At 65.7% G+C, this 13,853-nt stretch carries 9 protein-coding genes and 1 other RNA gene; 5 read left to right on the forward strand and 5 right to left on the reverse strand.

Annotation, left to right across the window (positions count from 1 at the left end; translation table 11 throughout):
* Window positions 1-10 precede the first annotated feature (10 nt).
* A complete protein-coding gene (locus ACCQ01_RS19620) occupies window positions 11-520 on the reverse strand; it encodes a sigma-70 family RNA polymerase sigma factor (RefSeq protein WP_042597244.1) in 510 nt (169 codons plus the stop codon).
* Between the two features lie 490 nt (window positions 521-1,010).
* On the opposite strand from ACCQ01_RS19620, the gene ACCQ01_RS19625 reads away from it, so the two are divergent.
* Window positions 1,011-1,529, forward strand: a complete 519-nt coding sequence (locus ACCQ01_RS19625) for a cupin domain-containing protein (protein WP_228433968.1) — start codon at window positions 1,011-1,013, stop codon at window positions 1,527-1,529.
* Entirely contained in the window at window positions 1,529-2,446 is a 918-nt protein-coding gene (locus tag ACCQ01_RS19630; protein ID WP_228433969.1) for an SMP-30/gluconolactonase/LRE family protein, read from the forward strand. The genes ACCQ01_RS19625 and ACCQ01_RS19630 overlap by 1 nt, the downstream gene beginning before the upstream one ends.
* 210 nt (window positions 2,447-2,656) lie before the next feature.
* On the opposite strand, the gene ACCQ01_RS19635 is transcribed toward ACCQ01_RS19630, so the two are convergent.
* Complete coding sequence (locus ACCQ01_RS19635) at window positions 2,657-5,104, reverse strand: hypothetical protein (RefSeq protein WP_228433970.1); 2,448 nt, start codon at window positions 5,102-5,104, stop codon at window positions 2,657-2,659.
* 411 nt (window positions 5,105-5,515) lie between these two features.
* Window positions 5,516-7,693: a translocation/assembly module TamB domain-containing protein gene (locus tag ACCQ01_RS19640; protein ID WP_228433971.1), complete on the reverse strand. Its 2,178-nt coding sequence runs from the start codon at window positions 7,691-7,693 to the stop codon at window positions 5,516-5,518.
* A 169-nt stretch (window positions 7,694-7,862) separates the two neighbouring features.
* Here ACCQ01_RS19640 and scpC point away from each other — a divergent pair, with 169 nt between their 5' ends.
* Together scpC and ACCQ01_RS19650 are read left to right on the forward strand one after the other, a co-directional pair.
* Window positions 7,863-9,377 carry a succinyl-CoA:acetate CoA-transferase ScpC gene (gene scpC / locus ACCQ01_RS19645; RefSeq protein WP_228433972.1) on the forward strand — a complete coding sequence of 505 codons (1,515 nt, stop codon included), beginning with the start codon at window positions 7,863-7,865 and terminating at the stop codon, window positions 9,375-9,377.
* Window positions 9,378-9,566: 189 nt separating this feature from the next.
* Entirely contained in the window at window positions 9,567-9,692 is a 126-nt protein-coding gene (locus ACCQ01_RS19650; RefSeq protein ID WP_267132168.1) for a hypothetical protein, read from the forward strand.
* An 821-nt stretch (window positions 9,693-10,513) separates the two neighbouring features.
* Here ACCQ01_RS19650 and ACCQ01_RS19655 read toward each other — a convergent pair.
* Both ACCQ01_RS19655 and ACCQ01_RS19660 read right to left on the reverse strand, forming a co-directional pair.
* Window positions 10,514-11,587 (reverse strand): 3-deoxy-7-phosphoheptulonate synthase, encoded by a 1,074-nt coding sequence (locus ACCQ01_RS19655; protein ID WP_228425164.1) that lies wholly within the window; start codon window positions 11,585-11,587, stop codon window positions 10,514-10,516.
* A 408-nt stretch (window positions 11,588-11,995) separates the two neighbouring features.
* Window positions 11,996-12,070, reverse strand: a non-coding RNA gene (locus tag ACCQ01_RS19660) — sX9 sRNA.
* A 367-nt stretch (window positions 12,071-12,437) separates the two neighbouring features.
* Between ACCQ01_RS19660 and yjjJ the strand changes: the two genes are divergently transcribed.
* Window positions 12,438-13,814, forward strand: a complete 1,377-nt coding sequence (gene yjjJ, locus ACCQ01_RS19665; RefSeq protein WP_115541135.1) for a type II toxin-antitoxin system HipA family toxin YjjJ — start codon at window positions 12,438-12,440, stop codon at window positions 13,812-13,814.
* Window positions 13,815-13,853 lie beyond the last annotated feature (39 nt).

Below are 13,853 nucleotides of genomic sequence, written 5' to 3' on the forward strand. Positions count from 1 at the left end.
GTGCCGCCACTCAGGCCGACACCGCGAACAGGCACTGCCGGTTGGCGCGCGTGAGGTATTGCTTGACCGAGCTGCTGGACACCCCCAGGCGCTGCGCGATCTGCGCGTAGCTGAGCTCGTGCAGGTGCGCCAGCAGGAAGGCCTCCTTCACTTTCGGCGGCAGGCCGTCCAGCGCCTGGTCCAGCTGCTGCACCGCCTCCAGCGCCAGCAGGTGCAACTCCGGCGAAGGCGCCAGCTCTTCCGGCAACGCGGCCAGCATCTCCAGGTAGCTGGCCTCCAGCAGCTTGCGCCGCTGGCGGTGCGCCATCAGCCGCCGCGCGATGGTGGCCAGGAACGGCCGCGGCTCGCGGATCTGGTCGGCCGCGCCGGCATCGATCACGCTGATGAAGGTGTCCTGGGCCAGGTCGGCCGCCACGCACCCGTCGCCCAGCTTGCGCCGCAACCAGCCCTGCAGCCAGCCGTGGTGGTCGGTGTACAGGCGCTCCACCTGCTGCTGAAGCGCGACTTGCGTGGCCGACACGATGACCTCCTGGACGCCGGACCCGGGCAGGGTGCACCCGGGATTAAATGAGAATTGATCTCATTCTAACGGATGCGGCGCCGTGTTGCAGACGCGACCGGGTCTGAGTGGTTCCGGCAGCGGCAGCGCTTTTGGCTGCAGCGGAGGTCAGTTGCCGCTGGTGGGAATTCCTGCAATCCCAGCCGTGGGCAGGTAGGCCGCGATACACGGCTGCAATCTCAGGACGTGCGTATCGCGCTCAGGCGTCAGGCAGTGCAGCTGAAGCTACGCGCCGACCACGCGCCGGCGACCGACGCGCCTGCTCAAACTGCGCGCCAAGGCATGCCACGCTGATGTCATCGCCATCGTCAGCAAGACCCCGCGCACCTGCCAGCAAGGCCGTATGCACCCGTCCACAGTCGCCCTGTGCACCGGTTCGACCTTTTACGCCCCGCAGACAACGCCCTGACAAACGCCGTGCTGCACTGCGGTTTTCGCACGAGGTCACCGCATGTCGCCCACCCTGTTACCCGCTGCGGCCCTGCCCTCGCAGGTCGCGCTGCATAACGACGGTACCGATCAGTCCCTGCCGCCCAGCCTGCCGTTCCTGCATCTGTGGACCGGGCCGGACGGGCTGAGCCGGCTCAACACCTCGCAGTTGGCCGGCTTCCAGAGCAAAAGCGTGGGCGGTGGCGCCGCGCCGCAGTGGCTGCGGCCGTTTCCCGGCGAGGTGGTGGGTGTGCAGTTTGCGGTGCTGCCGGTGGGCTGGGTCGGCGACTGGCACGAAAGCCCGCACCCGCAGTGGGTGATCCCGCTGCGCGGGCGCTGGTTTATCGAAACCGGCGACGGCACGCGCGTGGAAATGGGCCCTGGCGATATCCATTTCGGCCAGGACCAGGGCACCACCGACGCACGCGGCCACCGCTCCGGCCAACTGGGCGACACGCCCTGCCTGCAGATGATGGTGCAGTTTGCGCACTCCCCCGGCGTGGCGGCAGCGCACCCGTTCGCTGAAACAGCGGCGCCATGATGGACAGCCATTGCCGCGTCCGGCCGGCCGGCCCGGCCGTTCCCGCCGACTGCGACCCGCCCCGCACCACGCACGCCGGGCTGGCCACACGCCTGGGCAATGCGCGCCTGCTCACCCTGTACGACCAGGCCACCTGGAGCGAAGGCCCAGCTTGGTGGGAGGCCCAGCGCACGCTGGTGTGGAGCGACCTGGTTGGCCGCCGTGTGCTGGGTTGGCGCGAAGACGGCGCCGTGGATGTGCTGCTGGATGCCACCGCCTTCACCAATGGCAACGCGGTGGATGCGCAGCAGCGCCTGGTGCACTGCGAACACGGCAGGCGCGCCATCACCCGCAGCGATGCCGATGGCCAGGCCCACCTGCTGGTGGGCCGCTATGCCGGCAAGCGGCTCAACTCGCCCAATGACCTGATCGTGGCGCGCGATGGCGCGATCTGGTTCACCGACCCGCCGTTCGGCCTGCGCAAACCCAGCCAGGGCTGCCCGGCCGATCCGGAGCTCGCCTACCACAGCGTGTACCGGCTGCCGCCGAACGGCGGCCCGCTGCAGCGCATGGCCGACCTGGACCACCCCAACGGCCTGGCGTTCTCGCCCGACGAGCAGACCTTGTACGTCTCGCAGACGCCGGAGCAGGGACACGGCAGCGTGGAAATCACCGCGTTTGACTGGCGCGATGGCGCGCTGCACGACCGCCGCCACTTCGCCAGCGTCCCGGACGGGCTGCCGGATGGCTTTTGTGTGGATCGCGGCGGCTGGCTGTGGAGCAGCTCCGGCACCGGCGTGTGCGTATTCGATAGCGACGGGCAGCTGCTCGGGCACATCCCCACCCCGGGCACCGCCTCCAACTGCACCTTCGACCAGGCACAGCAGCGGCTGTTCATCACCGGCGGGCCGTGTCTGTGGATGCTGCCGCTGCCCTGAGCACGTGCGCAGACTCACGGCGTAGACTGTTCAGGCAATAAAAAAGCCCGCTTGCAGCGAACTGCCAGCGGGCTTTGCTCCCTCCCCCACGTCGGGATGCAGGATCATAGTGCGCGCCTGTTCGGCGACTTGCACGCTGCACTGCAAAACAATACCCGGCAGTACAGAACTAGAGTTTTTCCTTCACACCGGATCCGCCACGCGGGGGCCTCAGCGCAACAGATCCGGCTGCGCGCGATACCACTCGGCGGCGCGCAGCAGATGCCATTCGGGCGTGTCGTTGCGCAAGCCCACCGCCGCGCTCAATACACCCCAGCGCGCCAACAGGCTGCCGCTGCGCTGCGTGCCACGCAGACGCAAACGCGCATCCACCTGATAACGCGCGTTGTGCGCCTGCAAACGATCCACGATCACTTCCTCGCCTTGCCAATGCACGCGTGCGGTGAGCTGCGCCTGGCCGGCATCCACCAGCCGCACCATCCAGTTGGGCAACGACCGATCGCGTGCATAGATGGCCATCAAGAACGCCAGGTCACGCACGTCGATGCGCACGCGTCCGTCCACACCCACTGGCGCATGCCAGTGCATGTGCGTGTCATCCAGCACGATGCGCGCCCACCAGCCATCGCGTCGCTGTCCATCGGGGCCGGTGAAACCGACATTGCGCAGGTTGATCTGGCTGGCATCAAGGCGGAAATTTTCTGCACGCAGATCGCCGCGTTGCAGTCGCAGGTTTGCATCCACATCGCCGCGCAACGCGAGCCCGGCAAACTGCAGGCGTGCCGCCCGCGCGGCGATGCGCAAACCGCCCTTGCCGATACGTCCGCCCGGCTCGATCTGCAGATCGCCACTGAGCGCACCGCTGCCCCCATCGAACCGCAGCTGCTGTTGCGGCAGGTAGCGGTTATAGGCGCGCAGGTCTGGCACACGCGCATTGGTGAACACCAGATGCGCGCGGGTGGTGTCACGCAAGCTGGCCAGGGTGCGTGCGTCGGCGCGGGTCTGCAGGTCCAGGCGCAGATCGCGCCCTTGTACGAACGGGCGCGCCAGTGCCGTGCGGTGGGCGATTGAAAACTGCTGCATGCGCAGTGCCAGCGAGGGCAGCAGATGGCCGGCGGCATCAGCCTCCACGCGCAGGTCGGCGCTGGCCTGGCCTTCGATGGCGTGCTCCATCACGCCCACGCGCGCGGTGACGCGCGGCACCTGCAATCGGCTGCCGGCGGCCAGCTGTCCGCGCACGATGCGCAGGTCTGCATCCACCAGGCCGTCGCCCTCCAGCGTCAGCCAATCCACGCCGGGAAACAGTGCCGGAATCCAGCTCAGCGAGGCCAGCTGCCAATGCATGCGCGCGTGCCCGGACGTCCGCGGCAACAGGTTGCGCGGCGCCTGCAGTGGCAACCGCCGGCCCTGCACGCGCAGGTCCGCATCCAACGTCAGGCCGGCATCGGCCGGCTCGGGCATGCTGACGCGCAGGCGCATGTCCTGATCCACCTGCAACTGCGCGGCCAACTCGCCCAGCAATGCGTTTGGTGTGCGAGTGCCGTCGTGCAACGGCGTCCGCCATTGCAGGTGGCTCCCCGGCTGCAGTTCACCGCGCGCCCAGCGCACCTCACCATCGGCGCGGCCTTGCCCGGCCCGCGTCTTGAGCGTGGTTTTTCCTTGCGCATCGCGTGTCACTTCCAGCGCGGCGGTATCGCCACGCACACCGATGAGCGCGTCGGTGAGTTGCAACACCGCCAACCCGCGTGCCTGCGCCCCTGTATGCCGCGCAATGCTGGCTTCCACCCGTAACTGGCCATTGCGCAGCAGCTCGGTGTCGGCCCAGTGCAGCGTGGCGTGCTCGAACACCGCACGCGATGGAAACACCTCGATCGAACCACCGCGCAATTGCTTGAACAGGCCGAATTGCAGCTGCCCGTCACCGGCGACTTGTAACTGGCGAAGTGTCAGCGCCTGCACCTGCTCGGCGACGATGCGATCGAACTGCAACGTCCACGCGGGGGAGTGGGTTTGACTGCGGGTGGAGCGTGCTGCTGACTGCGTGGTTGCGGTGGCGGCTGCGGTGGGCGCGGTGGCTGCGGTGGCAGTAGTGGGTGCTTCGCCGGCTGCGGCGCTGGATGCGTTCGCTGCATTGGTTGCAGCAGGATTGACTGGCATCCCATCGGCTTGCGAAGTGCGTGGCGTAGATGCGCCGTTTGTAGTCGCGGCTGACGCTGCGGCGCCGGAGGCAGTTGCAGTTGCCGACGAAGAGGCAGGCGCGGGAGATGCCACAGCAGCGCCAGGCAGATCGGACGCATGCAAGCCGCCGCGCACACCCTGTGCATGCAGTTCCGGCACCAACAGTTGGCGATGCAACAGCGGCAGCAAGCGCACCTGGCCATGCAGGCGGTCCGCACTCGCCTCCCAACGGCTGCGCGACGTGCGGCCGTGCAAGTTGACGTCCCACAGGGTCAGGCGGCCCGGCCACCAGGTCATCCCCGCGCCCCACTGCATGGCGAAGCGGTCCGGCGTGCGATTGAGTGCGGCAGTGCCCAGCGGCGTGTTGAGGAACAGATTGCCGAGCAGCAGGTACGCGGCGTACAGCGCCACCACCGCAAGCACCGGCCAACGCACGGTGCGGGGCACGGCACGCCAACGGGCGCGGACAGGCATCGTCATGACGGCAAGCTCCTGAAGACCGCGCAGGCGGCACAGCGCAGTGTGCCAAGCCACGCGTGATTGTCACGCGCAGCGGTGCGCATCGCGATGGGCGTGATCCGGGCATTGCCAGCCTATGCGGCGATCCCATCGCTCACAGCATCTCGTAGAGCGCACCGGGGCGCGACTGGGCATCACCGGGAAACCCTTGTCGCGCCCAAGTGCGCTCCTACGTGGTTATCCGTGTCAATCAGATGCGGTGTACGCGCCGATGACAAAGACCCACACACGTCCAATTACCCGCGAGCAAATGCGCTTGCGGTTGCTCCTGCATATTCCCGTCAGCTGCAGCAACCCGTAGAAGCGCACCCGGGCGCGATGTGGCGTCACCGGCAGATTCCATCGCGTCCAGATGCGCTCCTACGCACACGCTCACTTCTTGTTCGCCATCGGCGGCAGCAAGGACGGGCGCCCCTCATACCACTCGCGTGCGACGGCCAAATGCCATTGGCGCTGTTGCCCATCGAGCTCGATGCCTGCACCAAGCACGCCCCAGCGCAGATACAGGTCGCCCCGCTTGTGATCATCGTCAATCGCCAGGCGCGCGCGTAGCGACAGGCGTGCGTTCTCCGCGTGCAGGTCGTCCACCACCACCTGCTGCTTGCGCCAGCGCAGCCGGCCGGTGGCGTCGAGCTGGCCGGCATCCAGCAGGCCCAGCACCCAGCGCGGGTAATCGGCGCGTTGTGCGAACACCGACAGCAGCGGCGCGGCATCGCGCATGCGCACTGCCGCATCGGCATCCACCTGGAAGGGCGCGGCGGCCTGAATCGTGCCGGCCGGCACCTCCACCTCGCCCCACCAGGCGGCGTCGGTGGCGGCATCGCCCACGCGCATGTTGCGCAAGCGAATGTGCGTGCCGCTCAGGTCGAAGAACTTGGCCTTGAAGTCGGCACGCCGCAGGGTCGCCTGCAATTGCGCATCGCCGCGCATCTGGATGCCGGCGATGGACAGGTGCGCGCCCTGCCCACGCAGGTCCGCATGGCCGTTGCCCACGTCACCGGCCGCATTGAGCGCCACGTCGCCACTCAGGCGGCCGCTGCCACCCAACAGGCGCACGGTCTTGCCGGAGAGATAGCGGTTGTAGACGGTGAGGTCCGGCACGCGCGCATCGCTGAAACGCAGCTGCGCCTTCATTGTTTCGCGCAGCCGCGCCAACTCCGCATCGCCCTGCATGGCCAGTTGCAGGTCGCGGCCGTCCAGCAATACCTGCCGTGGCGCATCGCTGGGCGTGGCCTTGAACGTGGGGATGCCCACATCCAGATGCGCCTGCGGCGTGGTGGCATCGTCGATGTGCCCGTGTGCCTTTGCAACACCGGCCAAGCGGGTGCCCGCCACCTGTGCCACCGCTTCCGCCCGCGGGATATCCAGCGTGCTGCCACTGGCCAGCCGCCCCTGCGCCAGGTGCAGATCCGCCTCGACCAGGCCACCGCCTTCCAGCTGAAACCACGGCTTGCGCACGAACAACTCGGCAATCCAGTTCAGCGACTCAAACTTCCAGCGGCCGCGCACCTGCCCGGACAGGCGCGGCAGCAGTTGCGCCGGTGCGGCGAACGGAATGCTGCGGCCGGCGATGCGCAGATCGGCATCCAGTTCGCTGCCGGTGTCGGCATCGCGCGGTAGCCGCGCCTGCACGCGGATGTCCTGCGCCACATCCAGCTGCAGCGCGAGCATGCCGCGATCGGTGGCACCCACACCGGCCAGCAACGGCAGCCGCCACACCGCGCGGCTACCCGGCTTCAAGGCCCCGTTTTCCAGCGTGATATCGGCCTCCACGCGTGCGGCGGAGGGACCGCTGCTGATGTCCACGTGCGGCGCGCCGGTGTCGATCTTTAGCGCCACCGTGCTGGCGTTGAGCTTCAGGCGTGCACGGGTGATGCCGAGCTTGCGCAGGCCCGGCGCCTGGTCGCGGTAATGGCGGGGGAACTGGAACTGCGCGTCCAGTTGCGCGCCGTTGAACACCTGCACGCCGTCATAGCTGACCACCGCATCGGTAAAGCCCGCTTCGGAAGGAAACAACTCCGACGGCCCGCCCTTGAGCTGTTTGAGAAAACCCACCGTGCCATGGCCGTGCCCGGCGATGAGCAGCTTGCCCAGACGTGCACTGCGGATGCTGGTGCTGCTGATCGCATCGAAGCGCAGCGTCCAGCCGCGGTTGCCGCGCGGCGGCGGCGGGATGGCCTTTTCGGCGGTTTCAACCTCGGCACTGAGGCCGGACGCATGCAGCCACGGCAGCCGCACCTCGCGCCGGAACAACGGCAGCAGCGCGATGCGCGCATGTGCGCGGTCGGCATGAAAGACGTACACGGTCCGGTTGGCCTGCCCACGCATGCGCACGTTCCAGGCCATCACCTGCCCCGGAAACACCGTGATTGCCGGGCCGGTCTGCATGGTGAACTTGTGCGGCTGCCGGTTGGTGGTGGCATCGAACAGCGGCGTGTTGAGAAAAATGTTGCCGGCCAGCAGATACAGCACGTACAGCCCCAGCAACACGACCACTGCAATGCGCCATGGCCGGGGCCAGCGCTGGAAGCGATCGCGAAGAGAGGGCATGGGTGCGCAGTGTGATGAGTCCGCCGCCACTATCCCGGTTGGGCCGACGGCGAGGCGTGAATGCCTGCTCCGCCGCCTGAGCGCACATACCATTGCACCATCGTCGAAGCCCCGCCCAGGCAGTGCAGCAGCGATAATTCGGCTTCCCCCGTCACACGCTGTGCCGCCCATGTCCGACGAACGCATCCTCAACGCGCCGCTGCGCGACCGCCTGATCTCTGCCGAGGCCGCTGCTGCGCTGATCCAGCCCGGCGAAACCGTGGCGATGAGCGGCTTCACCGGGTCGGGTTATCCCAAGGCAGTGCCGATGGCGCTGGCGCAGCGCATCGAAGCGGCGCACCTGCAGGGCGAAGCGTTCCAGATCAAGCTGATGACCGGCGCCTCCACCGCGCCAGAGCTCGATGGCGCGCTGGCCAAGGCCGACGGCATCGCCATGCGCATGCCGTTCCAGTCCGACCCGGATGCGCGCCAGCGCATCAATGCCGGCACGCTGGACTACATCGATATCCATCTGAGCCACGTTGCCCAGCACGTGTGGTTCGGCTTCTACGGGCAGATCGACACCGCGGTGGTGGAAGTGTCGGCAATCCGCGCCGATGGCAGCCTGGTGCCGTCCACCTCCATCGGTAACAACAAGACCTGGCTGGACCTGGCCAGGAAAGTGATCATCGAGGTCAACGACTGGCAACCGGCCGGCCTGGATGGCATGCACGATGTGTATTACGGCACCGCGCTGCCGCCGCACCGCAAACCCATTCCGCTGCTGCACGGCGACGACCGCATCGGCGAGCCCAGCCTGCGCTGCGACCCGGACAAGATCGTGGCCGTGGTACGTACGCATGGCCCGGACCGCAACAGCCCGTTTGCCGCCGCCGATGACAGCAGCGAGCGCATTGCCGAACACCTGATCGCCTTCCTGCGCCACGAGGTAAGCAAAGGCCGGCTGCCGGCGAACCTGCTGCCGCTGCAATCGGGCGTGGGCAATATTCCCAATGCGGTGCTGGCCGGCCTGGCGCGTAGCGGTTTCCGCGACCTGGAAGCCTTCACCGAAGTGATCCAGGACGGCATGCTGGCGCTGCTGCGCGATGGCGTCTTGCGTTATGCCTCGTGCACCGGTTTTGCGCTCAGCCCGGAAGGCAATGAAGAGTTCAAACGCAACATCGATTTCTACCGGCAGCGCATCGTGATGCGCACGCAGGAAATCTCCAACCATCCCGAGCTGGTGCGGCGGCTGGGCTGCATCGGCATGAACGGCATGATCGAGGCCGACCTGTACGGCAACGTCAATTCCACCCATGTCATGGGCAGCCGCATCATGAACGGCATCGGCGGGTCCGGCGATTTCGCGCGCAACGGGTTCCTGTCGATCTTCCTCAGCCCCAGCATCGCCAAGGCCGGCAGCATTTCCTCAATCGTGCCGATGGTCAGCCATGTCGACCACACCGAACACGACGTCTCAGTGATCGTCACCGAACAAGGCCTGGCCGACCTGCGTGGCCTGACGCCCAAGCAACGTGCACGCCAGCTGCTGGAGCACTGCGTGCACCCGCGTTATCGCGACGCGCTGGAAGACTACGTGGCACGTGCCAATCGCGACAGCTATGGCAAGCACACGCCGCATCTGCTGACCGAAGCATTGGCGTGGCACCAGCGGTGGCTGGAGACTGGAGATATGTTGGGGTGAGGTAGGGAATCGGGAATCGGGAATCGGGAATCGTTAGTTTCAGCCGCTCTTTGCGGTGCGATCAATGTGTTGCACGAACTTCAACTTGGGCCGGTGCTTTGCCGTAGATACTTGGCCGCGCCGCAGCCTTAGCGGCTCGCATCATGGGTGTCGTCGCTTTTCGCAACACGCATAAATCGTGCTGTGGCAATGCAAACTGCCTTGCTGTTGCTGTTGCTGTTGCTGTTGCTGTTGCTGTTGCTGTTGCTGTTGTTGCTGTTGCTGCTGTTGTTGCTGCTGCTGTCATTGCTGTTGCTGTTGTTGCTGCTGCGCTGAAGCTGCGCAGCACGGTGTTTTCGGGGACGCCATGGTTCGACGGCAACGCTCCTACCCTTCTGATTCTTGCGGCATGCGAACGCTGCGCTGCAGCCCTGCTTTTGTCGGTGAGCACGCACAGCACAGAGCTCAGCGTGCGATTGCCATACCTAGCATTTAACGCTTCCCGAACTTCATTGCTGGCGTTGCCACGCTGCGACATCGCGCTGGCACGTGCGTCGCGGATAACGTTCCTGCCCGCTCGTCACCGGCGGCAGGACGCCCCTCTCTCCCCTCCTGCCTCCGGTGGCATCGGGTCATCACTGAGTAGTGTGCAATCCGTCGGGCCGGCTCCCTGCGCCGGCCCGGCGTTCTTGTTTTAGAACGCCATCGACCGACACTAGTGTGCTCACCGTCAGGCTACTCGATACGTTTTGGTGGCCGCTCGTGCCAACGAGATTATCGCCACCGACGTCAACGCCGCCGGCGTGCAAGCACCTGTTTGGACGTGCTGCGCTTGGATACGCCGCGTGTTTTTATGCGTTGCGCTTTGAATACTTCGAGCGCTGCTTGACGATGCCGAACCATGACTGTGCTGCGCTTTTGATGTGCTGCACGCAAATGTTCTGGGCTTTGACTCTGTTGCACATGCGCGCTTGTTGCGGCGTCAGGTCAGTTGCAGGCACACGGCTCGGGATGGCTGTCTTCCGCCGTACCCTCACCCCACCCTCTCTCCCGGCGGGAGAGGGGCTTTATCCCTTCTCCCGCCGGGAGAAGGTGGCGCGGAGCGCCGGATGAGGGTGCGGGCGAAGCCTCGTATTCTCACGCCACTGCCTCAACGATCACGCAGCCTCGGCAACCCGCCGCGCGCGGCGTGCGCGCACGGCGGTGGCCAAGCGCTCCAGCACCTGCAGCGAGGTGTCCCAATCCAGGCAACCGTCGGTGATGCTCTGGCCGTAGGTCAGCGTGCCGCCCGGCACCAGTTCCTGCCGGCCGCCGACCAGGTGGCTTTCCACCATCACGCCGACGATGCGCGTCTCGCCGCCTTCCAGCTGCGTGGCGATGTCGTCGATGACCTTGGGCTGGTTGTCCGGGTTCTTGCCGCTGTTGGCGTGGCTGGCGTCGATCATCAGCCGCGCCGGCAACCCGGCCTTGTTGAGCACCTGGCTGGATGCTTCCACATTGGCGGCGTCGAAGTTGGGTTGCTTGCCGCCGCGCAAAATCACATGACAATCCGGGTTGCCCGCGGTGGCCGCCACCGCGGTGTGGCCATCCTTGGTCACCGCCAGGAAATGGTGCGGATGCGAGGCCGCACCCACCGCGTCCACGGCAATCTTGACGTCGCCACCGGTGCCGTTCTTGAACCCCACTGGGCACGACAGGCCAGAGGCCATTTCGCGGTGCACCTGGCTTTCGGTGGTACGCGCACCGATCGCGCCCCAGGCCACCAGGTCGGCGATGTACTGCGGCGAGATGATGTCGAGAAATTCAACGCCAGCCGGCAGGCCGAGGTTGTTGATATCGCGCAGCAAGCCTCGCGCCACGCGCAGGCCCTTGTTGATCTGGAAACTGCCATCCAGGTCCGGGTCGTTGATCAGGCCCTTCCAGCCGATGGTGGTGCGCGGCTTTTCGAAGTACACGCGCATCACGATTTCCAGCGCATCGCCAAACTGCTCACGCAAGGGGCGCAGACGCTGCGCGTACTCCATGGCGGCCACGGGGTCGTGGATCGAACAGGGGCCGATCACCACCGCCAGGCGGTCATCGCGCCCGTGCAGAATCTCGTGCAGGGCGGCACGTGCGTTGGTGACGGTCTCGGAGGCGCGCTCATCGCAGGGCAGCAGCGACAGCAGCTGCGAGGGCGGGGTCAACGGTTCGATCTTGCGGATACGCAGGTCATCGGTCAGCGGCGGCATAACGTTGTCTCGGGTCGGCGGTGCATCAGGGAAGCCAGGCGAGGCGGCAACAAAAAAGCCGCCAGTGTGCGCTGGCGGCTTTTCGGGAATGCTGCTGAAGTTTCCTTCAGGGTGAGCGCACTCCTTCCTCCGCCAGCGGCATCGGAAAACCGTAGTACCAAAAATAAAATTGGCTGCGGGGTGCGTTCATGGGATGCATTGATAACACGCACGTTTCGGGCGTGCCACTGTTTCATCGGCAACGGAAAAGTGCAGCTGCGCGTTCGCGCTACCTTCTCGCCTACCCCGAGTCACACTGACGTTGCGCGCAGCACTCCACGTCGCATCATTCGCCCAGGAGGGCCACTTCCCATTGGGTGTGGCCTGCGCAAGCTGGATGCAGATCGGAAGCAATGTGCGACTTAGAGCGGCTAACAAAACATAGCGGGCAGTCGTCAGTTGGCTGCGGACGGCGCGGAGGAACCGGAGTGTACGGGGGTACATGCCGATTCCGAGCACCGGCCGCGCCCGCCTGGCGGCTGCGCAGTCGTTTTGATAGCTGCTCTTAGTCAGCCTTTCGTGGAGCATCGAGCGCGATAGACGCTACGAAGCGCTGGCACGATCACGGTGTGGATTGATGCCGGTCCGCCGCAAGTTGCACCTTCACACCGGAGCCCCCCCCCGGACACCGCCACCGTTCCCATTGGTCCATCCTTGGATATGCTCAAGGAGCTAGCCACGTCGGGAATATCGTTTCATTTTCCAGGGCCGGAAAAGCGGAAACTGAACATAAAACCCTTACAGATCAGTTGACCGTAGAATTTCTTACGGCTTAGTATCGTTTCAGACATCGTTTCAAAAGCTGCGTTTCATGCCCCGTATAGCTGCAGTAGAACGCCTGATCACCACTCTGCGCGTCAACGGCCCCATGCGTGCGGCCGAGTTGGCGGTGCGCTTGGGTGTGAGCCGGCCGACCCTGTCTCGCCTAGTCGCAGATGCAGGCCCTGCGGTGCTGCGTTATGGCAGGGCGCGCAGCACCGGCTACGCGGCCACCGGTGAACTGCGGGGCGAGCGTATGTGGCCGCTCTATCGGATTGATCACGATGCCCGCGTCATACCGCTGGGCCAACTATTGGCACTCCACAACGACCACTTCTTTGTCGAACTTTTGCAGGACAACCCCGTTCTATTGCATTCGCCATTGGACACCGGCGTGTTCGCATCGCTGCCCTGGTTTATCGACGACCAAAGGCCACAGGGATTTCTTGGTCGCAACCTGGCACACCGTATTTCCGCGCCGTTGCGCCTTCCGGACAACTTGGCGCTGTGGTCGCCCAGGGACAACCTTGTGGCCATGCTGTCGGTTGGCCACGACCAGCCTGGCGACCTGCTGATCGGCGAACGCGCATTGGCTCTGGCTTTGGCGGCGATCGAACAGCCTGAAGTCATCGCCACGCAGGCACGCTCCGAGGAATATCTCAGTCGCGCCGAAGCTGCATTGCGCGGCGAGGCCGTTGGCTCGTCTGCCGCCGGCGAGCAGCCGAAGTTCACCGCAGTGCTGAAGGAACACGGCGCGTATCGCCCCGTGATCGTCAAGTTCACCGATCAGATCGATCAACCCACCGGCCGGCGCTGGGCGGATCTTTTACAGATGGAATGGTTGGCCAGCCAGATTCTCGTTGCCGCCGGCATCCCTGCTGCGGCAACGCAGGTACTGCAGGCAGGCGGGCGCGTTTTTCTCGAATCGACACGCTTCGATCGGACTGCTGCGTTAGGCCGACGCGGATTCGTCTCGCTGATGTCGCTGTTTGCGTCCTTTTATGGCGACGCAAACATCAGCACCTGGCGAACACTTGCTCCACTACTCAAACGCGATGGCTGGCTGAGCCCGGAAGACGCCGAGCGCCTGGAAGTGATCAGCTGGTTCGGGACCCTCATCGGCAATACCGACATGCACCTGGGCAATGCCGCACTGGTACTCGCCGATACCCTGCCCCTGCAGCTTGCCCCGGTGTACGACATGTTGCCGATGGCGCTGCGCCCGGCATCCAGTGGCGAAGTCGTGCACAGAGACATCGAGATTCCGCCGCCCACCGTGGATCAATTCGCCCAATGGCGGCGCGCTGCCGGAATGGCCGAGCAGTTCTGGCAACATGCGATCGACGACGACACTCTGAGCGAACAGATGCGCGGCATTGCCACGCGCGCGTTGGCAAGCTTGCGTCGAACCGCGTCACGCCTTGCCTGACCATGTGGCATCAACACCGCACCACACGCCGCGGTGCAA

The organism is Xanthomonas sp. NCPPB 4037, assembly GCF_041475695.2.
In the GTDB taxonomy this organism is placed as follows: Bacteria; Pseudomonadota; Gammaproteobacteria; order Xanthomonadales; family Xanthomonadaceae; genus Xanthomonas; species Xanthomonas campestris.

Excerpts from the sequence above, each read along its gene's own strand:
- ACCQ01_RS19625 (WP_228433968.1), top strand. The coding sequence starts at position 1,011 with ATGTCGCCCACCCTGTTACCCGCTGCGGCCCTGCCCTCGCAGGTCGCG.
- ACCQ01_RS19630 (WP_228433969.1), top strand. The coding sequence starts at position 1,529 with ATGGACAGCCATTGCCGCGTCCGGCCGGCCGGCCCGGCCGTTCCCGCC.
- ACCQ01_RS19635 (WP_228433970.1), bottom strand. The coding sequence starts at position 5,104 with ATGACGATGCCTGTCCGCGCCCGTTGGCGTGCCGTGCCCCGCACCGTG.
- ACCQ01_RS19640 (WP_228433971.1), bottom strand. The coding sequence starts at position 7,693 with ATGCCCTCTCTTCGCGATCGCTTCCAGCGCTGGCCCCGGCCATGGCGC.
- scpC (WP_228433972.1), top strand. The coding sequence starts at position 7,863 with ATGTCCGACGAACGCATCCTCAACGCGCCGCTGCGCGACCGCCTGATC.
- ACCQ01_RS19650 (WP_267132168.1), top strand. The coding sequence starts at position 9,567 with ATGCAAACTGCCTTGCTGTTGCTGTTGCTGTTGCTGTTGCTGTTGCTG.
- ACCQ01_RS19655 (WP_228425164.1), bottom strand. The coding sequence starts at position 11,587 with ATGCCGCCGCTGACCGATGACCTGCGTATCCGCAAGATCGAACCGTTG.
- yjjJ (WP_115541135.1), top strand. The coding sequence starts at position 12,438 with ATGCCCCGTATAGCTGCAGTAGAACGCCTGATCACCACTCTGCGCGTC.